Genomic DNA, 23,027 nt, shown 5'->3' with positions numbered 1-23,027 from the left:
TGCTGGCGGGAAATCGGCTAAAGATATGACAAGGTGAGCCTAGCCAGCGAACTGAACCTGCCTGCCCGCGCCTTATCAGGATGAATGCGCAACTGAGTACCGAAGCGCAGCGTATTATCGCCAGCGACACTCAGGTAATCCGCCGTGGTGCTGCCAAGTGGGATGGGAGCGCCCGTGCTGTTCAACAACTCAATGGCGATCCCTTGTGCCTCGCCATAAACGCCGAGTAATTCGGGGTCTAGGCTGTCAGCTATGCCATCAAAAGTGATATTGGCTGTGCGATAAAGAAGGCCGGGTCTTACCCTGCTTGCCAACTCGCAATTTATTAGCTTGATCTCAACGTTGCGGCGGCTACCCACTAGCACCGGCTGGGCACCTTGTGCCGCGTCTCTCATCGAAATCAGACCAAAATCGACGGATTGATCCACGTTTTCGCCAGCGATGCCGCACGGCGTTTCAACGATCTCGCCACCCAGGCTGATCTTGCCATGTCCCTGTTCCTTCGCTAACGCCGCCATGCTACAAACGCTGAGCATGATAAGCAGTGCGGCCCAAAAGTGGGTGGTCATGTTGGGTCTCTCTCTATCCCATTACCGGTGTTGCGGCAGGCATAAAACGGGGGGAAGCCATCGAGACATCCCCCAAAGGGGGCTTACAGGTAAGCCAGCGTGAAGTTAGCCACGCTGGTAAAGTCACCCGGCACTACGGTGGAAGAGGCGCTGCTACCTTGCAGGTAAGCGGCAAATTTCAGTGAGCTGTCACCCTTGTTCAGAGCCTGACCCACAGTTTCAGTACCTAGCTCAACGTCTTTGGAGTGAAGTTTGTCATAGATCATGATACCCGCCCCGGATGCGCTACCGATCAGTGCCAGCATCTTGCGGTTGTTCGGATCTGCTGTGCCAGTAAAGGTCACTTTCACGTTATTCATGGTCGATAATGCGCAATCTTTCAGCTCAATGCTGAAAGGTTCCATATGGGATTTACCCTGTTTGGCCAAAAGATTACTGCTGATCTGCCCCATAGCAACAGTTTGATCGACGGATTCTGCTGCAACGCTGCATGGTGCATTAATGATCTCACCGTTAAATGTTACTTTACCGTGGCCTTGATTAGACGCAGTAGGAGCAACAGGGGGGGATGCAGCATGAGCAACAGAGGTTAAAGCGATAGCTATCACGGTGGGCAACATTAATTTATTGAATTTCATTTCTCAGATTCCTCCTTAAAGAGTATTGAAATAAAAATAACGACACATCAAAACCCTATGGTGCTAGCAACATGTATGTTAATAGCACCCTAGTTAGATTCAGCACTTTTTACTCTGCGCAATAAGTATCCCTCATTATTGTGTGGGATAGCGGAAGTTGCTGGAAATCGGTAATGGATCTCCATGAAATTAAAACATGAATATCAGTGCTGGTATCTTGCCGGGGGGGATTCTGGCAAATAACAGGCTTGTATGTAAATATCTTTTGTTGAATTTTTTTAAATTCAGAATATAAAACTAAAAGAAAAAAGAAACATCTTTTTACTAGAATCAAAAAGTCGCATCAAAATATTATCTAGTATAAATAACCTGATAAATACAAATATGCGATATGTTAGATAGGACTGAATAATGTTCGTACTAAAATTTACAATATTGTTTTGCTAATATCGTCTTCATGCCCTAGAGTCTCAATATCCGCAAAGGGACATGGTTAAAACACAACACATTGTTTTTTATTTATTTTTTATATTCTCTGGAATGATATATGGATAGAAAGGCATCGCCTTATTAAAATTAACAAAAAAATAACATTGATGAGAGCGATGAGTTACTCAACTCCTCCTATGTTTTTCAGGGGGTTTAAGGTTTTTTTTGGGTATGTATTAATCAGAAACAATTAGGAAAAGTGGAATAAATGATTATCCTGCTTTTTACTGGCCGTTATGCGGGGGGAGTGTTATTGATAATGTCAATTGTTATACCTTTGGGTGGTATAAGAAGAAATAACGTGGCCGTGAATGCGATGAAACATCGCATAGAATAATCTTAATGAAAAGTCTGATGTGCAACACCAAAAAAATATTAATGCGATATGAAATATCAATCCACAAGTATTCAGAAATGTATTACTTATTTTAATGGCCTGCGATCCTATGAGTCCTGATATATCGGTTTTATAACTATATGGCTGAAAGCACCTGTAAGCCATTGATGAATTTTATACATATAAAAAGAAAATTCTGTTCTGACGTCAAGCATGAGCGGTTATCAACTCGCTTCAATCGGGTTGAGAGCTTAAGCAAAGCGGCGGTTAACACCATGATTTACGCCCTGCGCGTGGCTGACGTGCTGCCACTTGAACAGGGATGCTCAGAGTAACCACTCAGGAGGGATGCCATGGCTAAGGCACCAAGCACATATGAAAACAGAAAGTTGCAGATGCTGAATGTGTTGAAGGGATTGTGTAGGGAACGCGGGGCGGGGGGGGAAGGGAAGCCACTGCCACAGGAACAATGGCCGAAAACGCGTGAGCTGGCGGATAAATGCGATGAGAATATTTATACCACCCGCACTCTGCTGCTGGCGTTGGAAAAAGAGGGGAAAATCCGTTGCTCCCATCGCAGTATTAATAATTCTCTACGTTGGTATATTTGCACCGAGTGCACATCTGCCAAAAAAGAGTAACATGGCGTTCTTGCTTTTTATTGAGTCCCTTTTCTTCGTGGAAAATCATTAAAAATATTTATCACTCTGGTAGAATCACTGATTCTGCCGGAGGGGCGATGTTGTTATCGCTAGTGACCAGATATTGCCAGTATTTTTTTTATGGTTATATACTCAATGTTTACTGCACACTGATGTCTGGAAGCGGTGTCTTATGAAAAACAGCAAAGAAATACTCAGATTAGATGATATTCATTATCAAATGGATAGACAGGTGATCCTCGATTCAGTCTCTTTTGGCCTTAGCAAAGGGGAGTTCAAATTGATTACCGGCCCTTCTGGTTGTGGAAAAAGTACCCTGCTCAAAATCGCCTCCTCACTGATTGATCCCACCAGCGGAAGCATTACTTTTGATGGCAAAGCTATTACCGCAATGCCGCCGGAAGAGTACCGTAAACGGGTGTCTTACTGTTTTCAGACTCCGGTGCTGTTTGGCAATACGGTCTATGACAATATCGCGCTGACTTACCTGATCCGCAAGCAGCAGCCGGACGAACAGAAAATGAAGGCTTATCTGGCGCGTTTCAGATTGCCGGACAGCATGCTGAAAAAAAGCATCAACGAATTATCAGGCGGTGAGAAACAGCGCATCTCGCTAATCCGCAACTTACAGTTCCTGCCTAGAGTGTTACTGCTAGATGAAGTCACCAGTGCGCTGGATGAAGAGAACAAACGTCACGTCAACGCGCTGATCCATCAGTTAGTGGCTGAACACCAGCTAGCGGTGCTGTGGGTGACGCACGATGTGGAGGAAATCAGGCATGCGGATGAGGTGATCACCTTGCCTGTGCATACGGCCCAGCAGCAGGAGTACGCCGATGAACCAGCATAACATCACCAATGAATCATTAGCGCTGTCGATAGTATTGGTGGTTATCGCCATGCTGATCAGCCACCGGGAAAAGCTAGCGCTGGAAAAGGACATTATCTGGAGTATCTGCCGGGCGGTAGTGCAACTGATTATTATCGGCTATGTATTGAAATATATTTTCGATCTGAACAACGCGTTACTGACTGTGCTGATGGTACTGTTTATCTGCTTTAACGCGGCCTATAACGCCAAAAAGCGCAGTAAATACATCGAACATACGTTTGTCACCTCGTTTATCGCCATCACTACCGGCGCGGTGTTAACGTTAGCGGTGTTGGTATTGACTCACTCGATTGAGTTTACGCCGATGCAGGTGATCCCGATCTCCGGCATGGTAGCCGGTAATGCCATGGTGGCGGTGGGCTTGTGCTATAGTAACCTTGGGCAGCGTTTTAAAGGCGATCAACAGCAGATCCAAGAAATGCTCAGCTTGGGCGCTTCACCGAAGTTCGCTTCGACGGTGCTGATCCGCGATAGCATCCGTGCTTCACTGATTCCTACGATCGACTCGGCGAAAACCGTTGGGCTAGTGAGTTTGCCGGGCATGATGTCTGGCTTGATCTTTGCTGGCATCGATCCGGTAAGGGCGATTAAGTATCAGATTATGGTGACCTATATGCTGCTCTCTACCGCCAGCCTGTCGAGCATTATCGCTTGCTATCTGGCCTACCGTAAGTTTTACAACGCCCGCCATCAATTGATGGTCAACATGCTGAAATAGTGCAAAAACGCTCGCTTCAGAGGCTGTTTTTCCGTCTATCACCCTTGCAGCAGGGCGATGTTCTGGCAGATTTCGCCTTTGATATCTGCCTTTGTGCCACTTTCCGTTTTGATAAAAAAGCTCAAGGGCGTAGCGGCCGGTATGTCGGTGGTGATGTGCGCTGTTGCTATTGATAAGTCAGTTTAAATGATGCATTACTGTTGGCACTGACCGCTGCGTTATCGACGCTGCAAGCCAATGTTGTTACGTTGAAGTTGTTGATAACAATATCGGGTTCTGGGTAGAACCACCGAGATCCATGATTATTACGCAAAATAAAAGAGGCAACTTTGAATGAATTTACCTGGCCAGAATCGGTGGTGGGTGACGTCTTGTAAAAGTAATCATCACCTGCCCGGTGAGAGGCTAATGAGCGAATTGACCTTTCGCTGAGCAAAGCATGAAATGATTAGGATCACCACCGCTATCGGTACCCACCCAACCACTTTTACCTGAGCAATTATTGCCCGATATTCCGCCGATGCTGTAGCCAATGCCATCAATATTAGTGCTATACACCCGGCGGCCGTTGATGGATGTGACGTAAGTTCCAGGCCATTTGGCACCAAATTCCTGGGAATTTAGCGGAGGAGGAGGCGTTGTCCCAGTTAAAGGTTGACCCACTGCTGAAAGTCGGTTGGCTTCCGATCTGTGAACCGACTGGGAGGTACGTTGAATAGTGACGTCCGGCGGGTTGACCTTCGTCGTTCTGGTAACGGTAATGCTGGTAGGCTTGTGCATCGTTGCTCAATAGCAGTGCAACCAAGTTTTTTGATGGCAGCGAGGTCTGTGTGACATATCACGGTAGCCCTGCCGCAGAGAGTCGCGCTGATGAGTGAAAATTTCTATCCTCTTTCTCAACGATTAGATAACCCTTTAATTTATCCGTGCACTGAGATGTATTGATGTTATTTAGTTTTGTTCAAAAAAGCGCTTTACAATCGGTAATGATAATGATTATTATTACCTGGCGTTCTGGAGAGGGCATTAACCTATGATGCCCTCTCCGAGAAAGCATGACATTGCTCACATTGCTTCCAGTGTTTACTTAGCCAGCTCGGGTGCTGGCTTTTTTTTGTCTGCTTTCCACTCGCCCCTCGCGCAATAAATCTGTTACTGATTCCTCCGGCCATCTCATGCTTTGAACAGAGGCAATAAGCTTTCTTACTTTTGTTGCCAGAACCAGATTGTAGGAAACATTGCGGAGAGTTGAGTATGATCTACGAGCGCGGTTTTCGGCACTGCGAATGATTTTAGCCGCTGATTTGATCCTGGTGGTTGCCCTGTTATTGCTAACGATGATATCAATGATATTGTAGAAACTCGAGTGTGAAAACCAACAAAAATAAGATAACTTAATGTTATTAATAGATAAAATAGAATGCTAAACCTTTGCCTCAATACCCCTGCTGCATGCCTTATAACATCGGGGAAAAGCCTGAAAATACAATGGCTTTACGCTTTACCGCCTATTGTAAAAAGAGTTTATGCTAAAAAGGTGGGAGAAAAATTATGCCATTAGTGATTGTTGCAGGCGGTGTAGCGCTACTATTGTTGCTGATGATTCGTTTTAAATTGAACGGCTTTATCTCTTTGGTTCTGGTTGCTCTGGTGGTAGGGATTGCGCAAGGCATGCCGGGGGATAAAGTGATCGGTTCCATCAAGGCTGGCGTTGGCAGCACCTTGGGTAGCCTGGCGTTGATCATGGGCTTTGGTGCCATGCTTGGCAAGCTGTTGGCAGATTGTGGTGGTGCTCAACGCATCGCTACCACGTTGATCGACATATTCGGTAAAAAATACCTCCAGTGGGCGGTGATGTTGACCGGCTTTACCGTTGGCTTCGCGCTGTTTTATGAGGTTGGTTTCGTGTTGCTGCTGCCATTGGTGTTCAACATCGCCGCCTCCGCGCGCATTCCGTTACTGTATGTCGGTGTGCCGATGGTGGCCGCGCTGTCGGTGACCCATGGTTTCCTGCCCCCTCACCCTGGCCCAACGGCGATCGCCTCCCTCTTTCATGCCGATATGGGCAAAACCCTGTTATACGGCACGCTACTGGCTATCCCAACGATGATTCTGGCCGGCCCAGTCTACGCCCATTTTCTTAAAGGCATTGATAAGCCGGTGCTGGAAGGGCTGTATAACCCGAAAACGTTTACCGAAGAAGAAATGCCAGGTTTTGCTGTCAGCATTGCTACCTCTCTGGTGCCAGTGATCCTAATGGCGCTGCGTGCGCTAGCCGAAATGGCGTTGCCTCAGGAGCATCGCTTGCTGCATCTCGCTGAATTCTTCGGCGACCCGGTGATGGCGACACTGATTGCAGTGCTGATCGCGATTTTCACCTTTGGCCTAAACCTTGGCCGTACTATGGATGAAGTGATGGGTACTGTCAGCGACTCAATTAAAATCATCGCGATGATGATGTTGATCACTGGTGGTGGCGGTGCGTTCAAGCAGGTGCTGGTTGATAGCGGCGTAGAGCAATATATCGCCAGCCAGATGGCAGGCAGCAACGTCTCACCGATCCTGATGGCCTGGTCGATCGCTGCCGCGTTGCGCCTAGCGCTGGGGCCTGCCACTGTTGCAGCCATCGCTGCTGGTGGCATCGTAGCGCCGCTGATCGCTACTACCGGCGTCAGCCCGGAACTGATGGTCATTGCGGTGGGTTCTGGCAGCGTAGTTTTCTCTCACGTCAACGATCCGGGCTTCTGGTTGTTTAAGAAGTACTTCAACCTGAGCATCATGGAAACCATCAAATCTTGGTCGGTGCTGGAAACCATCATCTCGGTGTGTGGCCTGGTCGGTTGCTTGCTGTTGTCGACAATCATATAAGTGTTACCGCTTCCGGCTCCGGTTTTTTTACGGCATTTTTGAGTATCTTTATCAGTTGGGGCAGGTGATGATGTTGACGGCGTAAACTGCTGTGAAGATGCGCATCAGATCCCATAAGGGCATGAGATAATGAGTCACCCGCAAAACCACGTATTTATCTTGATGGGGGTTTCAGGTAGCGGCAAATCCGCCGTGGCTCGTGCCGTTGCCCATGACATCAATGCCGCCATGCTGGATGGCGATTACCTACACCCACGGGCTAACATCAACAAAATGGCTGCCGGGCATGCACTAGACGATAACGATCGTACCCCGTGGCTGGTGGCGTTGAATGACGCTATCTTCGCCATGCAACGCACCAATGGGGTGTCGCTGCTGGTGTGCTCAGCGCTGAAAAAGCGCTATCGTGACCGTCTGCGTGAGGGCAACAGCAACGTGCATTTCATCTACCTGAAAGGGGATAAGGCGGTGATTGAAGCACGTCTAAAGCAGCGCAAGGGGCATTTCTTCAAACCGCAGATGTTAGTTTCCCAGTTTGCCACGTTGGAAGAACCAGATGCGCAGGAGCAGGATGTGCAGGCGATCGATATCAACCAGCCGCTGGACGGTGTGGTTGCTGATATTATCGCTTATGTTCAGGGCGTGGCGTCCCGTTAACCACGCATCTATTGCTGGTGCTTCAGGTACCAGTATTCCCGCTACAGTTTCATGTAATCCCGCACGCCGTCTAGGAACATCTGGGTGGACAGCATCACCAGAATCAAACCCATCAATCTTTCCAACGCACTGACCCCTTTGCTACCCAACAGGCGCAGGAACAGATTAGACATCAGTAGGATAGCCGCAGAAATCCCCCATGCAACCAACAGTGCTATCACCAGATGAGGCAGCAAGTTTGGGTACTGGTGCGACAGCAGCATCAGTGCTGCCAGAATCGACGGCCCAGCTACCAGCGGGATCGCCAGCGGCACTAAAAAGGGTTCCTCACCAACGGAAAGCCCAGAGCTGTTGCCCTCCTGCGAGGGGAAAATCATCTTGATGGCGATCAGAAACAAAATGATCCCGCCGGAGATGGAAACGGTCTCGGTGCGTAGGTTGAGGAACGCCAGGATCTTCTCACCAGCAAACAGGAAGATCAGCATTAGCAGCAGGGCGATCAACAACTCGCGGATCAGTACCACTCGCCGGCGACGCGGCTCCAGGTGCTTGAGTACCGACATAAAAATCGGCAGGTTTCCCAGTGGATCCATGATTAAAAACAGCAACACCGTAGCTGAAATCATCTCTGTCATTATTACCTCGAAATAGAGAAAACGTGCCGCTCTCTCCGTGCGTATGGTGACTTATAAGCAGGATTGCTGAAAAATGCCTCGCCATCGAATAAATTCACTTTGCGCCTGCACTAACATTTTGTAAGGTGAAGAGATATTACACATAACTCAACCTAATAGCCCTTTCCAAGGCAGGACACAGTCATTATGAAAAATGTTGGTTTCATCGGCTGGCGCGGAATGGTCGGCTCGGTTCTCATGCACCGTATGATGGAAGAGCACGATTTTGATGCCATTCGCCCAGTCTTTTTCTCCACTTCACAGCCCGGTTCCGCTGCGCCAGCATTCGGTGGCCAGCGGGGCAGGTTACAGGATGCCTATGATGTTGATGCACTGAGCGCGCTCGACATCATTATTACCTGCCAAGGCGGAGAGTATACCAACGAAGTTTATCCTAAGCTGCGTAAAAGCGGTTGGCAGGGTTACTGGATTGACGCCGCCTCTTCACTGCGCATGTGGGATGATGCCATCATTATCTTGGATCCGGTCAACTACGCGGTGATCCAACAGGGGCTGGATAAAGGCATCAAGACCTTTGTTGGCGGCAACTGTACCGTCAGCCTGATGCTGATGTCGCTCGGTGGCCTGTTCGCCAACGGCTGGGTGGAGTGGGCATCAGTCGCCACCTATCAGGCGGCCTCTGGCGGTGGGGCGCGCCACATGCGTGAACTACTGACCCAAATGGGCCTGCTGCACGCTGAGGTCGCGCAAGAGTTACATAACCCTGCCTCGGCGATTTTGGATATCGAACGTAAGGTAACCACAGCCACCCGCAGCGGCAAGCTGCCAATCGATAACTTCGGTGTACCGCTGGCTGGCAGTCTGATCCCATGGATCGACAAGCCGCTTGATAACGGACAGAGTCGTGAAGAGTGGAAAGGCCAGGCGGAGATCAACAAAATTTTGAATACCTCCAGTGTGATCCCTATAGATGGTCTGTGCGTACGCGTTGGTGCACTGCGCTGCCACAGCCAGGCGTTCACCCTGAAGCTGAAAAAAGACATCTCGTTGCCGGAAATCGAACAAACGCTGGCAATGCATAACGACTGGGTACGGGTGATCCCGAATGACCGCGAACTGACCCTGCGTGAACTGACGCCAGCAGCGGTGACCGGCACGTTGAATACGCCGGTCGGGCGGTTGCGCAAGCTGAATATGGGGCCGCATTACCTGTCTGCATTTACCGTGGGTGACCAACTGCTTTGGGGCGCGGCCGAACCGCTGCGCCGTATGTTGAATATCCTGTTGTGAGATGGCTGTCCCCTGTTTTATCGCGGTGCGTTTAGTCTCAATCTCTGGCGACCTTGAAAGCCACATTACAGTGCGGCGAAGGTAAATCCGCAGGGGAAACTATCCGCACCTTTACAGAGGACAGATTGGAGATCGGAAATTATGGTACAAAAAACAGGCTTAATTCTTATCTCTATTGGCCCCATACAGCCTGGTACTTGGAACCCATCCCAGTAAGTTATTTTATTTGCCATTTTGCACCTGGGCGGTGCTCACCCTCCTCACGTACGCCATGTACACTCGGGTTGTTGTGTGCTGTCGGTGTCCAAACTGGTTACAACAATGTACGCCTGCTGGGTTAGGTTCTTAGTAAACCAGAGATAGCCTTTTTGTGTATTTCGCCAGCCAGGTTTTCACCCGCGCCTGCTGCGCCGCGTCGAGCCACAGGCCCAGCTTAGTGCGTCGCCAGATGGCGTCGTCTAGTTCCACTACCCATTCTTTCTCGATCAGGTAGTGTAGCTCGGCTTGGTACAGGCCGTGGCCGAAATCTTCACCCAGATCACCTAGGCTGTTGGCAGCGGCCAGGATCAATTCGCTGTGGCTACCATAGGTGTGAGCATAGCGGCGCGCCATGGATCCCGGTAGCCAGTCGCGCTCACGGCACAGTTTGGCGGCGTAGCTGTCGCGATCGCCAGCGATGTCGCCGCCAGGCAGCGTAATATTTTTGGTCCACGCCGGGCCGCAGCCCGGGTAGTAGTGTGCCAGCTTTTCCATCGCATGCTCAGCCAGCTTGCGGTAGGTGGTCAGTTTGCCGCCGAACACCGATAGCAACGGTGCTTTGCCCTGCTCATCCTGTATGTCCAGTGTGTAGTCGCGAGTGACTGCTTGTGGAGAATCAGACTCGTCATCGCACAGCGGACGGACGCCGGAGTAGCTCCAGACGATGTCGTTGCGGCTCAACGGTTTCTTGAAGTAGTGGTTGTACACGTTTAGCAGGTAGTTGATTTCATTCTCGTCGATCTTCACCCCTTGCGGATCACCATGGTATTCCATATCGGTGGTGCCGATGATAGAGAACTCATCATTCCATGGGATCACGAAGACGATGCGCTGGTCTTCGTTCTGCAAAATGTAGGACTGTGGCTGACGGTGCACGCGTGGCACCACGATGTGGCTACCTTTGCTCAGGCGGATGCGGTAAGGTGATTTCAGCTTAAGGCTGTCGTCGAAGAAGTGTTTCACCCAGGGGCCAGTGGCGTTTACCAGGCCCTGAGCGCGCCAGGTAAAAGTTTTGCCGCTGTTGATGTCGAGCGCTTCCACCCTCCACAGGCCGTTTTCACGCCATGCGCGGGTCACTTTGGTGCGGGTGCGCACTTCGCCGCCGTGCTTTTCCACTTCCTGCGCATTTAGCACCACCAGGCGTGCATCGTCGACCCAGCAGTCAGAATATTCGAAACCGTTCTTTAGCTCAGGCTTCAGAACCGATTCTGCTCCAAAGCGCAAGCTTTTGCTGCCCGCCAGACTGGTGCGTTTGCCCAGGTGATCGTACAGGAACAGGCCGAGGCGGATCATCCAGGCCGGACGTAGCTGCGGCTGGTATGGCAGACGGAAACGCATCGGGAATGTGATGTGCGGTGCCAGTTTCAGCAGCACTTCACGTTCGGCCAGCGCTTCGCTCACTAAACGAAATTCGTAGTGTTCCAGATAGCGCAGGCCACCGTGGATCAGCTTAGAACTGGCGGAAGAGGTCGCACAGGCCAAATCTTGCGCCTCCAGTAGCAGTACCGATAGCCCACGCCCGGCAGCGTCCGCCGCGATGCCGACACCGTTAATGCCGCCACCGATCACTATCAGATCCTTGGTTTCCACGTCATGCCCCCTAAAATGTTCTTTTAAGTTCGTTTATGCTCGTTATGGTAATCAAAAACTCACGAACAAGCTAAGAATTAACCAAAAAAAATATGTAGGCGTGATAGAGGTAACAGTTTGGTGGTAGGGGTCATACCCAGAGAAAAGCTATAGGTGCAGGCTATAATAGGTTCAGCAGGCTGATGAACCCGCAAGCCACAGCCTTGGAAGTGGCAATGGCGAGCCGAGGGTCAGCACAACTCCAGTTGCACATCGTATTGCTCAATGATCTTCATCATGCTGGGCGAGGGACGTTGATCAGTGAACAGGTAGTCAATCAGGTTCATGTTACCCAGGTTGACCATGGCGTTGCGGCCGAATTTGGAATGGTCAGTAACCAACATCACGCAACGGGAGTTTTCGATAATGGCACGTTTAGTGCGCACTTCGTGATAATCGAATTCCAGCAGCGAACCGTCCATATCGATGCCGCTGATGCCGAGAATGCCGTAATCCAGTCGGAACTGAGAGATGAAGTCCAGTGTGGCTTCACCCATGATACCGCCATCGCGGGCGCGTACCTCACCGCCAGCCAGGATTAGACAAAAGTCTTCCTTGGCGGTCAGCAGGGTGGCGACGTTCAGGTTGTTGGTCACCACCCGCAGGTTCTTGTGGTTGATCAGCGCATGAGCCACCGCTTCCGGTGTGGTACCGATATCGATAAACAGCGTAGCACCATCTGGGATCTGGCAAGCGACGCGCTGGGCGATGCGCGCTTTCTCTACCGACCACATCACTTTGCGATCGTTATAGGCGGCATTGACCGAACTGGAAGGCAACGCAGCGCCACCATGGTGGCGTTGGATCATGTTCTGATCGGCCAGCTCATTCAAATCACGGCGAATCGTTTGTGGGCTGACGTCAAAGTGTTCAACCAGTTCTTCTGTGCTGACATAACCCTGTAGACGCAGCAGTTCGATAATTGCGCCATGACGCTGTGCTTGCTTCACGATAATCCCCTAAATGCTCGCTATACTCAGTGATGGGCATAAGTTCTGGCCGTTATTGCTCTAGGCGCGTGCGCTGGCGTGTGTCCCAAAATGCCATCAGTAGACCTATCATTAGGCCGGCCACATGTGCCGCGTTGGCGATCGACATTCCTAAAATATCGAAATATCCAACCACTAGCCATAGTACTGAAAATACCATCAGGCCGCGTGGCAGCATTAGGCCGCATGCAGGTGCCCGTTCGCCAGAGAGCCAGACATAGCCTATCAGTGCGTAGACCACACCAGACAGGCCGCCAAACAGCGCACCGCTGAACAACGATTGCACCCAACCGCTGAAAAATGCTGAGGCCACTGTCAGCACCAACAGTTTGCCAGTACCGAGGCATTTTTCCACCGGGCCGCCGAGATACCACCACCACAGTAGATTAAAGGTGATATGCAGCAGGAAGAAGTGCAGGAACGCGTGGCTGAACCCGCGCCATAGCTGTAGGTATTGACTGCGATCCCGCGGCCATGATAGCCAGTACATCAGGGTACTATCGCCCAGCAACTGCATCAGGATGTATACCGCGATGCACAGCCCCATCACGCTCAATGTCAGCGGCCCAGCCTTGCTGCACAGTGCCTGAAGGTAGGAATAGCCTTGATAGTGCAGCCTGGCGTCGGTATGGCCGGTTTGCCAACTCGCAGCCTGATAGCGACGGCTAAGTGGATCGACCAAAAACTGCTGCAACTCATGCTGCACGTGTTCCAGGTGGTTGGCGTCAGTCAGCCAGATTTCTGCCGCGTTGCTGCTGTTACGCAGCGTCAGCGTTATGCCCTGGGTCGCCATATAATCGACAAAGGCCAATGCCAGGCGCGGGTTGGAGACGGCGGTTACTCTAACCATTTCACTTCCGTTTAAAAAAGAAACCCGCCAGTGTTCGGCAGGCAAGATTATGCTGAGGTTTCAACGTGCTGTGGATACTGGCGCACCCAGGCTTCAAAGCCGCCGTCAATGCTATAGACCGTGTCAAATCCCTGATGCAACAGGTATTGCGCCACGCTGCGGCTACTGTTGCCGTGGTAGCACATCACCATGACCGGGCGGGCGATGTCATGTTGTAGCATGAATGCTTGCAGGCTGGTGTTAGTGAGGTGGAAGGCACCCGGCGCATGCCCGGCATCAAAACTCTGCGGATCGCGAATATCAACCAGAGCGGCACTGCCATCTTTCCAGCGGGTGTAAGCTTGCTCAACGTTGATCGCTTCAAACTGTTCCATACTGCTGACTGCCTCATAATAAGAATATAGCGCCATTCTAGTCAATTATTAGGCCATTTAGACCAGATTAACACTGTGGTTTTATCATACCAAGCACGTCGCCTCCCTGTTAGTGCAACGGCCCTACGATGACGGTCACCCTGCTTTCACCCGGCTAGCAAAGCTGCGCCGACGTGCATTTTCTTGTCTAGATGCTGGGTTTGGTAAATGTTGAGCGGCGTCCATGCGGGTTATAGAGTCTACGTGGCTTCAGCGCCGTTGCGGGCTTGGCGCAACTTGCCAATTTCATTCGGCTTATTGATGTCGTGGAGCGGGGTGGTTGGAGAGATATTAAACACTGCTATCACGTCCGCCACGGAAATTTGCTCCTGACGCGGTAAGAGATTGAGAATGGCATTGTGGCGCTGGCACTCAGTCACGCAGGCTCCATCGGGAGATGGCGGATTGGTCAATGCTGGCACTGCCGTTGATGCAGGAGCCGAGCCTGTGCATCTCGCCTTTGCGATCCTGCCGCCAATACAGCAGGTTGCGCTTGAGAACGCTCATCATCCACAGCCAGCGGGGATTATCGATCAACTCATCCAACACTACTGACGATCTGCCTACGCTGTGCGGTTATATACACGCCGCCAACAACGCTGCAAGTTCAAGTAAGAAGGGCATTAGTAGTAGGAGTGCTCACCGCGCTGATGCTCGGTCAGATCGCGCACGCCTTTCAACTCCGGGAACTTCAGCAACAGCTCTTTCTCGATCCCTTCCTTCAGCGTCACGTCAACCATGGAGCAGCCGTTACAGCCGCCGCCAAATTGCAGGATCGCCAGGTTGTCATCGGTGATCTCCATCAACGTCACGCGGCCACCGTGGCCAGCCAGTTGCGGGTTGATCTGCGATTGCAGCAGGTATTCAACGCGTTCCATCAGCGGCGCATTATCGTCCACCTTGCGCATTTTGGCATTTGGCGCTTTTAGCGTCAGTTGTGAACCCAGCTGGTCGGTGACGAAGTCGATTTCGGCATCGTCCAAATACGGTGCGCTCAGTTCATCGACAAAGGCAGATAATTTTTCGAACTGTAGTTCGGTGTCCGTGGCTTCTACTGCGTCTGGTGGGCAATAAGAGACACCACATTCCGCCGTTGGCGTGCCGGGGTTGATCACGAATACACGGATTTGGGTGCCTATTTCTTGATTTGCCAACAGTTTGGCAAAGTGTTCCTGTGCAGCATCTGTTATATGGATCATAGCATTAGCTCAATAGTTGACTTCTATAGCAGGTTATAATACGCCCATCGCCATGGCACTACAACGTGCGGCAGATGCACCATATTTGTAGTGATGCGGCACCCTGCCGATGCAACAATGTAGCGATTTCCGCCACCGTACTGCCCGTGGTGACCACATCATCCAACAGGGCGATATGCCGCCCTGCGACTTGCTCATCGCAATCAAAGGCGTTGCGCAGATTGCGCCGCCGCCCACCGGCATTGAGTTGCTGCTGTAGGAGAGTTTTGCGTATCCGGCGCAATGCCGCTGGTCGATAGGTACAGCTCAGCCAATATGCTAGTGGCCAGGCTAACAGATCGCTCTGATTATAGCCGCGATGCCAGCAGCGTTTTGCTTGTAAGGGGACAGCCAAAATCAGATCGGGTTTGTTCAGATACAGCTCTCTGCGTGCTTGCAACCAGCTTAACAGCATCAGGCGCGCCAGTGTGGGTGCTAGCTCGGGGGCGTGTTGAAACTTGAACCTCTTAACCAACTGGCTTAGTGGGGGAATATAGTCGCTGGCGAACACCAACCGTTGCCAGGGTGGCGGCTGTTGCAGGCAGCGGCCACAGGGGAGTAGCGGACTGCCAGCAGGCAGCGCACAGCGCGGGCAGCACAGTGGTTTGGCCGGTAGATGACGCAGGCAGTAGCTACAGATGCCGTGTTGGATAAGCTGTAATGGTTGCCGACATAGCCAACACCGGCTGCGGATTGATAGCATAGGTTCCCGGTAACGAACGAACTTGCAAGGACATTAACCGATGACAGCGTTGTATCGGCAAATAATAGGTGAAGGTGGACGCGATCTTGTGCTGCTGCACGGTTGGGGTTTGAATGCCGAGGTATGGGGCTGCATGCTGGCGCGGCTGACGCCGCATTTTCGCCTACATTTGGTCGATCTGCCCGGCTATGGCCGCAGCCAAGGGTTTGGCGCGATGTCGCTAGAGCAGATGGCGGAGAGGGCGCTCACGGCCGCGCCGCCACAGGCTTGGTGGCTCGGCTGGTCACTTGGTGGGCTGGTGGCCAGCCAGGCAGCGCTGATGCAGCCGAAGCGAGTACGCGGGTTGATCACCGTCGCGTCCTCGCCGTGCTTTGCCGTGCGAGGCGATTGGCCAGGTATCCGCCCGGACGTGTTGAGTGGTTTTCAGCATCAGTTGAGTCAGGATTTCCAACGCACCATTGAGCGCTTTTTGGCCTTACAGACGTTGGGTACTAATAACGCGCGTCAGGATGCCCGCCTGCTGAAATCGGTGGTGCTCAATCAGCCGATGCCCACAGTTGAGGTGTTGAACGGCGGCCTGGAGATATTGCGCACCGCTGATCTACGCCAGCCGTTGGCGGGATTGGCTCTGCCGCTGCTGCGTGTCTATGGCTATCTCGATGGATTGGTGCCGCGCAAGGTCGCTGAACGGCTCGACATTAGTTGGCCGCATTCAGCCTCGGTGATGGTGTCTAAAGCTGCCCACGCGCCTTTTATTTCTCATCCTGACGAGTTCGCGTCGATTATTGTGTCTTTTAGTGCAGCACATTAAGAACCTATCCCAGTAGGTGTGCATTGTTGCCGCCAATTTGGATCAGGACAGCGCGCAATTACCGCAGCGTACAGGGCGTCCGTAAGGAGGGTGAGCACTGCCCAGGGCCAAAATGGCAAATAAAATAGCCTTATGGGATGGGTTCTAAATATTGATGAGAAAGGCAGGATAGGGCGCTTCATACGCGCCCTGATGAGATCACTTCAATCGATACACCACCGTACTGCACCCTTGCCCTTGCGGGCAGCTTTTGCAACTGCCGCTCAGGCAGGTGTTGTTATCCTGCTCAATGCGCATCACCTTACCCATGGCCGTTAAACGTTCCAGCATCGCCTGCACCAGCGGTGCCGGCGCACCTAACAGACGGCTGAGCTGTTGCGCCTGTACGTTGCCGTGCAGTGCAAGCGCATCACGCACTTGCAGCAGACTGGTCATCAGTGGCAGTTCCCCTGGGAGCACTTGCAGCAGGAGGCTGGTGTGGCGTTGCCCAGACGCACCGTGACGCGGCTGCGCGCCTGGCGTAGGCTACACAGGATCAACAGGTTAACCAGCGCTACCACCAGGATAACCGTCAGGCTGTACTGTGGATGCTGATTGAAAGTCGCCACCTGATAGAACAACGTCGCCAGCGAGTAAGCGATGTTCAGCCCCCACAGAATGGAGAACGTCATCCAGCCACGGCTTGATTCACGGGCGATGGCACCCATTACCGACGCGCAAGGGACATACAGCAGCACGAAAATCAAGTAGCTGTAGGCGGAGATGTTCGAACCGAACTTGCTGCTCATCACCCCCATCGAACTGACCTCCATCTCCCCTTCGCCCTTGTTGGCTTCGATAGGATTGGACAGTACGCTTAGGCTGAAGGTGTTTTTCAGCCCTTGCCAGGTTTTCCGCAGCGCGCCGTCCAGCTCATCCAGCAGATTGAAGCTGGCGGCGTCGAATTCCTGGTTGCTGATACGTTCGGCGGTATAAAGGGTGTTCAGCGTGCCGACCACCACTTCTTTCGCCATGGCACCGGCCACCAAGCCAACGGTGGCCTGCCAGTTATCGTTGTGCACGCCCATCGGCTGTAGCAGCGGCGTCATCATTTTTGACACCGACGCCAGCGCGGAATCGTTGATGTTGTCGACCGGTTTGCCTCTGAACGTGAAGCTGTTTAGGCCACCGATAAAGATGCTGGCTATCACGATCACTTTGCCAGCGCGTAGCACGAAGTCTTTCAACCGTTGCCAGGTCTGCAGCAGCAGGCTTTTCAGGTGCGGTACGTGGTAGACCGGCAACTCCATGACGAATGGTGAGGCTTCGCCGCGCATGAGGGTGTATTTCAGCACCAGGCCGGTGAGGATCGCGACCACGATGCCGAGCATATATAGCGAAAACACCACCCCCGTGCCGTCCTGGCCGAAGAAGGCGGCGGCGAACACCGCGAAGATCGCCAGGCGGGCACCGCAGGACATGAAAGGTGCCATCATGATGGTGATCAGTCGTTCACGCTGGGTGTCCAGCGTTCGGGCACCCATGATCGAAGGCACGTTGCAGCCGAAGCCGACGATCAGGGGTACAAAAGATTTGCCCGGCAGCCCAAGCGCCTGCATCAGACGATCCATGACGAACGCCGCACGAGCCATGTAACCGGAGTCTTCAAGGAAAGAGAGGAACAGATACATCATACCGATCTGCGGCACTAGCGGTAGCACGGTATGGATGCCGCCGCCGACCCCTTGTGCCAGGAAGAGGGTTAGCCATTCAGGGAAGTGTAAGGTATAACCGAGCCACTGAATGCCCTGAATGAAGATGGCCTCCGACCCGATATCGAAAATCGGCTGTAGCGCGCCACCGATGTTGATCGCCAGCAGGAACATCAGGTACATCACCAGCAGGAAGATCGGCACCCCCAGCCAGCGGTTGAGGATCACTTTGTCCAGCAGTTCTGTCAGGCGGTTCGGCATCGCCTGCTGCGAGTTGCTGACCTCATCGCATAGGGTGGTGATCGACTGGTAACGGGCATCGGCGATCATCAGCGCCGGATCTTCCTGCTGTTGCAGCGCCAGCTTGGCCGCCGGCAGCAGCGTGGTGGCGGGGCCAGCCAGGCTGTGGCTGTAGATATCACCTTCCAGCATCTGCAACGCCAGCCAGCGGCGTTGCTCCGTCGGCAGGTGCTCCGGCATGGCGTCGCTTAGCGTGGCGACCTCTTTCAGCAACAGCGATGGGTAGCTCACCAGCGCTTTCAACTCGTTGAACTGATGATTGTCGATCATCTGCTTCAGCACGCCGATGCCATCGGCCTTGGTGGAAACCATCGGCACCACCGGGCAGCCCAGTCGCGACGACAGCGCGGCGATATCGATATCGATATGCTGACTTCTGGCGATATCCAGCATGTTCAGCGCGATGATGCACGGGATGCCCAACTCCAACAGTTGCAGCGTCAGGTAGAGATTGCGCTCCAGGTTGGAGGCGTCGATCACGTTGATCAGCAGATCGGCATCGCCACTGAGGATGTAGTGGCAGGCGATCTGTTCGTCGAGCGAGGTTTGCTCCGAGATGGTGGTCAGGGAATAGGTACCTGGCAGGTCGACCAGCTTAACTTCAGACTGTGGCGTAGTGAACTGACCTTCTTTGCGTTCGACGGTGACGCCCGCCCAGTTGCCAACCCGCTGCTTGGCACCGGTCAGTTGATTGAATAGTGTGGTTTTACCGGAGTTCGGATTGCCTACTAAGCCGATGGTGAGTTTTTTCATAATCAAAGATGATACTAGTTAGTGAAAACAACGCCGGCGCAATGGAACGGCGGCAATCGAACCCAATGACGACGGCTCAGGGTTGCTCGTCAAGCAGCAACAGGGCTAGATCTTTTCTGCGCAGCACCAGGTTGACGCGGCGGGTCTTGATTGCTATCGGATCGCCGAGCGGCGCAACGCGCACTATCTCGAATGAGGAGCCGGGCAGCATACCGAGCGATAGCAATTTCTGGCGATAAGCTGGCCCAATTTCGCTGGAGAAGCCGGCGATCTTATAAGTGTGTTTGGGCAGAATAGGCATGTCATTAACCTTCCGGGAGTCGGGGTAGTAGAGCTGATGATTATTGCGCGTTGTCGGCGAACAAGATGCGCCATCGGCGTTACTCACCTATAAATCTGCGCAAGAAATAAAAAAAGCAATAATAGTGAGAATCGTTATTGCTTTCAATGCGCAAGGAAAGGGTATTGGTAACCAATTGTTATTGTGGTAATCGCAACCGCCAGCAACATTGCTTTGATGAAAGCTGTATGACTAATGGCACAGATGAGAATGATGAGCAATCAGTTGCGTAGTTGTGATTGATTTCATAGCCTTGACAATTATGGCGGCAGTTCCGTCGCCTTTTATTTTTACCGCAGGGAATTTAATAATATTTTAATGGTGGAATACGGGCGGTAACCATAGGTGTTTCGCCCATAAAAAACCAAATGAACACGCAGTGTTAATTGAAAAGTTAGAGCCTATTCCAGTAGGCGCATATTGTTGCAGCCAGTTTGGACACGGACAATGCGCAACAACCGCAGCCTGAAGTATGTGAGGAAGGTGAGCGCTGCCCAGGTGCAAAATGGCAAATAAAATAGCTTAATGGGATAGGTTCTTAATATACCCGCCATACTTCAAGTTGCCTGGGCGTGAGCTTTCCTCGCTCAACCCAGTCACTGAATGATGTAAACTCCTGGGGATTAATGCACCTCATCCCTGAGGTTCAGCCTGCGGCCCAGCGCAAGCACGGTTCAAATCGGTTCCCCACCGATTTGTCGCTGCTTTGCCGCCTTCCTGCTAGGCGCATGATTTAGGGTATAAATGGCGAGCGGGAGATATTTGCCGATTGGCATTCTGGATGGCGTGTTGAAAAAAAGTGCGAGATAGTTTATCGGCAAGGGCGCAACTCGCTGCGCCCTAATAGTCCGATTTAACGTTTTTTGCCGAGTGCCGCCGATAGGGCATCGCCCATGGCACTGTTGCCAGCCGGGGTACTGCTGCGTGGTTTGGCCGTTTTCGCCGCTGTGCGGCTGAGGTTATTCTGCGCTGGTGCCGCGGGGTTGCCGCCACGGCGCGCTGAACCTTCACCGGGTTGTTCATCTAAACGCATGCTTAGCGCGATGCGTTTGCGCTGTAAATCGACTTCCATCACTTTTACTTTGACGATATCACCGGCTTTCACCACGGTGTGCGGATCTTCCACAAACTTGTCTGCCAGCGAGGAGATATGTACCAGGCCGTCCTGATGTACGCCGATATCCACAAAGGCACCGAAATTGGTGACGTTGGTGACTGAACCTTCCAGGATCATCCCTGGTCGCAAATCATTGAGGGTTTCAACGCCCTCGGCAAAGGTGGCAGTTTTGAACTCCGGCCGTGGGTCACGGCCCGGTTTCTCCAGCTCTTTCAGAATGTCGGTTATCGTTGGCACGCCAAACTTCTCGTCGGTGAAATCGCTGACTTTCAGGTTGCGTATCGCCGATGCATTGCCCATCAAGTCCTGCAACGTCTGGCGGGTAGCGGCCAGAATGCGCTCCACTATCGGGTAGGTTTCCGGGTGAACGGTGGAGGCGTCCAGTGGGTTGTCGCCATGGTTAATGCGCAGGAAGCCAGCGCATTGTTCGAAGGCTTTCGGCCCCAGGCGGCTGACTTTCAGTAGCTGCTCGCGATTGCTGAAACGGCCATTCTCATCCCGCCAGTTGACGATATTTTGCGCCATCATGCGCGTCAGGCCGGCTACGCGGGTCAGCAGCGGTACTGAGGCAGTATTCAAATCGACGCCAACGGCGTTCACGCAGTCTTCCACTACCGAGTCCAGCTTCCTAGCCAGTTGGTTTTGGCTGACATCGTGTTGGTACTGGCCAACGCCGATGGATTTCGGGTCGATCTTCACCAACTCCGCCAGCGGATCTTGTAGACGGCGGGCGATGGACACCGCGCCGCGCAGCGACACGTCGAGGTGCGGGAATTCCAGCGCTGCCAGCTCGGAGGCAGAATACACTGAGGCACCCGCTTCGCTGACGATCACCTTCTGTGCCTTTACCTTGTTGAACTGCTTTTGCAGGTCGAGATAAAAACGCTCGGTCTCGCGTGAGGCGGTGCCGTTGCCGATGGCCACCAGTTCTACCTTGTGCTTGATGCACAGCGCCGCCACGCTGGCGGCGGCTTTCGCCGCTTGGCCCGTGTGCGGATAAACGGTGTCGGTGGCGATCAGCTTGCCGGTGGTGTCCACCACTGCCACCTTCACCCCGGTGCGCAGGCCAGGGTCGAGGCCCATGGTGGTGCGCATGCCCGCTGGGGCAGCCATCAGCAGATCCTGCATGTTGCGGGCAAAAACGTTGATTGCTTCATCTTCCGCACGCTCACGCAGCGTGCTCATCAGTTCGCTTTCCAAGTGTAGCAGCACCTTGATACGCCAAGTCCCGTTGACTACCGCTTTGCGCCAAGCATCGGCTGGGGCATTGTTCAGGTGTAGGCCGAGGTAGTTAATGATAATCAGCTCCGCCTGACTTTCGCGCGGCGTTTCTTCAAACTGTGGATCGGCATTCAGCGCCAATTGCAGCACGCCAGCGTTGCGGCCACGGAACATCGCCAGCGCACGGTGCGAAGGCACCTGAGCAATAGGTTCGCGGTGGTCAAAATAGTCGCGGAATTTGGCACCTTCTTCCTCCTTGCCTTCCACCACCCTGGAAGCCAGATGGGCGTTTTTCCACAGATAGCTGCGTACCTTGGAAAGCAGGGTGGCGTCTTCGGCAAAACGCTCCATCAGGATGTAGCGTGCGCCATCAAGGGCGGCTTTTACGTCCACCACACCTTTGTCGGCGTTGACGTAGCGCTCGGCTAACTGTTCCGGCTGCTGTTGCGGCTGTTGCCACAAGCTATCTGCCAACAGTTCCAGACCGGCTTCGATGGCGATCTGCCCACGGGTGCGGCGTTTCGGTTTGTATGGCAGGTAAAGATCTTCAAGTTCGGTTTTGCTCAACGTTGCGTTAATCGCCTGTGCCAACGGTTCGCTCAGCTTGCCCTGTTCTTCAATCGATTTAAGGATGGTCTGACGGCGATCTTCCAACTCGCGTAAATACCCCAAACGGGTTTCCAACTGGCGCAGTTGGGTGTCATCCAAGCCCCCGGTGGCTTCCTTACGATAGCGTGCAATAAAGGGCACAGTATTACCCTCATCCAGCAGACGGATGGCGGAGTCAACTTGCTGTGGCCGGGCCTCAAGCTCTGTTGCAATAATGCGGCTCAGTGGGTGATTCATAAGTCTATTATCTGTGTTAAGAACGGTGAATAAACAGGGAACAGTTATACGGATTGATGGGGGAAAATGCCAGTGGAGCAGGCCACCGGAGTGGGTAAACCGGCGTATTCCGG

The 23,027-nt window shown here is 52.6% G+C and carries 22 protein-coding genes; 7 read left to right on the top strand and 15 right to left on the bottom strand.

Annotated features, from left to right (window positions below):
• Window positions 1–17: 17 nt before the first annotated feature.
• Together SYMBAF_RS15065 and SYMBAF_RS15060 are read right to left on the bottom strand one after the other, a co-directional pair.
• Window positions 18–569 (bottom strand): fimbrial protein, encoded by a 552-nt coding sequence (locus SYMBAF_RS15065; protein WP_040263723.1) that lies wholly within the window; start codon window positions 567–569, stop codon window positions 18–20.
• 83 nt (window positions 570–652) lie between these two features.
• On the bottom strand, window positions 653–1,207 hold the full coding sequence (locus SYMBAF_RS15060; protein ID WP_040263721.1) for a fimbrial protein: 555 nt from the start codon (window positions 1,205–1,207) through the stop codon (window positions 653–655).
• A 1,179-nt stretch (window positions 1,208–2,386) separates the two neighbouring features.
• Here SYMBAF_RS15060 and SYMBAF_RS15055 point away from each other — a divergent pair.
• The 5 genes from SYMBAF_RS15055 to gntK all read left to right on the top strand — a co-directional run bounded on the left by SYMBAF_RS15055 (window position 2,387) and on the right by gntK (window position 7,830).
• Window positions 2,387–2,674 (top strand): hypothetical protein, encoded by a 288-nt coding sequence (locus SYMBAF_RS15055; protein WP_040263719.1) that lies wholly within the window; start codon window positions 2,387–2,389, stop codon window positions 2,672–2,674.
• Window positions 2,675–2,867: 193 nt separating this feature from the next.
• Window positions 2,868–3,545 (top strand): iron efflux ABC transporter ATP-binding subunit FetA, encoded by a 678-nt coding sequence (gene fetA, locus SYMBAF_RS15050; protein ID WP_040263717.1) that lies wholly within the window; start codon window positions 2,868–2,870, stop codon window positions 3,543–3,545.
• Window positions 3,532–4,305 (top strand): iron efflux ABC transporter permease subunit FetB, encoded by a 774-nt coding sequence (gene fetB / locus SYMBAF_RS15045; RefSeq protein WP_040263714.1) that lies wholly within the window; start codon window positions 3,532–3,534, stop codon window positions 4,303–4,305. Before fetA ends, fetB begins: the two co-directional genes overlap by 14 nt.
• Before the next feature lie 1,551 nt (window positions 4,306–5,856).
• Entirely contained in the window at window positions 5,857–7,173 is a 1,317-nt protein-coding gene (gene gntT, locus SYMBAF_RS15040; RefSeq protein WP_040263712.1) for a gluconate transporter, read from the top strand.
• A 129-nt stretch (window positions 7,174–7,302) separates the two neighbouring features.
• Window positions 7,303–7,830 carry a gluconokinase gene (gntK, locus tag SYMBAF_RS15035; RefSeq protein ID WP_006709024.1) on the top strand — a complete coding sequence of 176 codons (528 nt, stop codon included), beginning with the start codon at window positions 7,303–7,305 and terminating at the stop codon, window positions 7,828–7,830.
• A 41-nt stretch (window positions 7,831–7,871) separates the two neighbouring features.
• Here gntK and SYMBAF_RS15030 read toward each other — a convergent pair whose 3' ends face one another.
• Window positions 7,872–8,465, bottom strand: coding sequence for a YhgN family NAAT transporter (locus tag SYMBAF_RS15030; RefSeq protein ID WP_040263710.1), 594 nt, complete (start codon window positions 8,463–8,465; stop codon window positions 7,872–7,874).
• Window positions 8,466–8,651: 186 nt separating this feature from the next.
• On the opposite strand from SYMBAF_RS15030, the gene asd reads away from it, so the two are divergent.
• Window positions 8,652–9,755, top strand: coding sequence for an aspartate-semialdehyde dehydrogenase (asd, locus tag SYMBAF_RS15025; RefSeq protein WP_040263708.1), 1,104 nt, complete (start codon window positions 8,652–8,654; stop codon window positions 9,753–9,755).
• 345 nt (window positions 9,756–10,100) lie between these two features.
• On the opposite strand, the gene glpD is transcribed toward asd, so the two are convergent.
• From glpD to gntX, 8 genes are all read right to left on the bottom strand, one after another.
• Window positions 10,101–11,603 (bottom strand): glycerol-3-phosphate dehydrogenase, encoded by a 1,503-nt coding sequence (gene glpD, locus SYMBAF_RS15020; RefSeq protein WP_040263707.1) that lies wholly within the window; start codon window positions 11,601–11,603, stop codon window positions 10,101–10,103.
• Window positions 11,604–11,833: 230 nt separating this feature from the next.
• Window positions 11,834–12,592 (bottom strand): DeoR/GlpR family transcriptional regulator, encoded by a 759-nt coding sequence (locus tag SYMBAF_RS15015; RefSeq protein ID WP_040263704.1) that lies wholly within the window; start codon window positions 12,590–12,592, stop codon window positions 11,834–11,836.
• Between the two features lie 52 nt (window positions 12,593–12,644).
• A complete protein-coding gene (gene glpG / locus SYMBAF_RS15010) occupies window positions 12,645–13,481 on the bottom strand; it encodes a rhomboid family intramembrane serine protease GlpG (protein ID WP_040263702.1) in 837 nt (278 codons plus the stop codon).
• 47 nt (window positions 13,482–13,528) lie between these two features.
• Window positions 13,529–13,855 carry a thiosulfate sulfurtransferase GlpE gene (gene glpE / locus SYMBAF_RS15005; RefSeq protein WP_040263700.1) on the bottom strand — a complete coding sequence of 109 codons (327 nt, stop codon included), beginning with the start codon at window positions 13,853–13,855 and terminating at the stop codon, window positions 13,529–13,531.
• A 239-nt stretch (window positions 13,856–14,094) separates the two neighbouring features.
• Window positions 14,095–14,274 (bottom strand): DeoR family transcriptional regulator, encoded by a 180-nt coding sequence (locus SYMBAF_RS15000; protein ID WP_052447643.1) that lies wholly within the window; start codon window positions 14,272–14,274, stop codon window positions 14,095–14,097.
• On the bottom strand, window positions 14,267–14,443 hold the full coding sequence (locus tag SYMBAF_RS14995; RefSeq protein WP_160289773.1) for a hypothetical protein: 177 nt from the start codon (window positions 14,441–14,443) through the stop codon (window positions 14,267–14,269). Before SYMBAF_RS14995 ends, SYMBAF_RS15000 begins: the two co-directional genes overlap by 8 nt.
• Window positions 14,444–14,517: 74 nt before the next feature.
• Window positions 14,518–15,093 (bottom strand): Fe-S biogenesis protein NfuA, encoded by a 576-nt coding sequence (gene nfuA / locus SYMBAF_RS14990; protein ID WP_040263698.1) that lies wholly within the window; start codon window positions 15,091–15,093, stop codon window positions 14,518–14,520.
• 58 nt (window positions 15,094–15,151) lie between these two features.
• Window positions 15,152–15,835, bottom strand: coding sequence for a DNA utilization protein GntX (gntX, locus tag SYMBAF_RS14985; protein ID WP_040263696.1), 684 nt, complete (start codon window positions 15,833–15,835; stop codon window positions 15,152–15,154).
• A gap of 40 nt (window positions 15,836–15,875) precedes the next feature.
• On the opposite strand from gntX, the gene bioH reads away from it, so the two are divergent.
• Complete coding sequence (gene bioH / locus SYMBAF_RS14980; protein WP_040263693.1) at window positions 15,876–16,646, top strand: pimeloyl-ACP methyl ester esterase BioH; 771 nt, start codon at window positions 15,876–15,878, stop codon at window positions 16,644–16,646.
• 198 nt (window positions 16,647–16,844) lie between these two features.
• Here bioH and SYMBAF_RS14975 read toward each other — a convergent pair whose 3' ends face one another.
• The 4 genes from SYMBAF_RS14975 to SYMBAF_RS14960 form a co-directional block, all read right to left on the bottom strand.
• Window positions 16,845–17,081 carry a FeoC-like transcriptional regulator gene (locus tag SYMBAF_RS14975; RefSeq protein WP_006709014.1) on the bottom strand — a complete coding sequence of 79 codons (237 nt, stop codon included), beginning with the start codon at window positions 17,079–17,081 and terminating at the stop codon, window positions 16,845–16,847.
• Window positions 17,081–19,390 carry a Fe(2+) transporter permease subunit FeoB gene (gene feoB, locus SYMBAF_RS14970; RefSeq protein ID WP_040263691.1) on the bottom strand — a complete coding sequence of 770 codons (2,310 nt, stop codon included), beginning with the start codon at window positions 19,388–19,390 and terminating at the stop codon, window positions 17,081–17,083. The genes SYMBAF_RS14975 and feoB overlap by 1 nt, the downstream gene beginning before the upstream one ends.
• Window positions 19,391–19,466: 76 nt before the next feature.
• A complete protein-coding gene (gene feoA, locus SYMBAF_RS14965; RefSeq protein WP_040263689.1) occupies window positions 19,467–19,691 on the bottom strand; it encodes a ferrous iron transporter A in 225 nt (74 codons plus the stop codon).
• An 892-nt stretch (window positions 19,692–20,583) separates the two neighbouring features.
• Window positions 20,584–22,914 (bottom strand): Tex family protein, encoded by a 2,331-nt coding sequence (locus SYMBAF_RS14960; protein WP_040263687.1) that lies wholly within the window; start codon window positions 22,912–22,914, stop codon window positions 20,584–20,586.
• Window positions 22,915–23,027: the final 113 nt, after the last annotated feature.

It is taken from the genome of Serratia symbiotica, assembly GCF_000821185.2.
GTDB lineage: Bacteria > Pseudomonadota > Gammaproteobacteria > Enterobacterales > Enterobacteriaceae > Serratia > Serratia symbiotica.
Note: the sequence above shows the minus strand (reverse complement) of the source record. Positions and strands in the feature narration are given on the sequence as shown.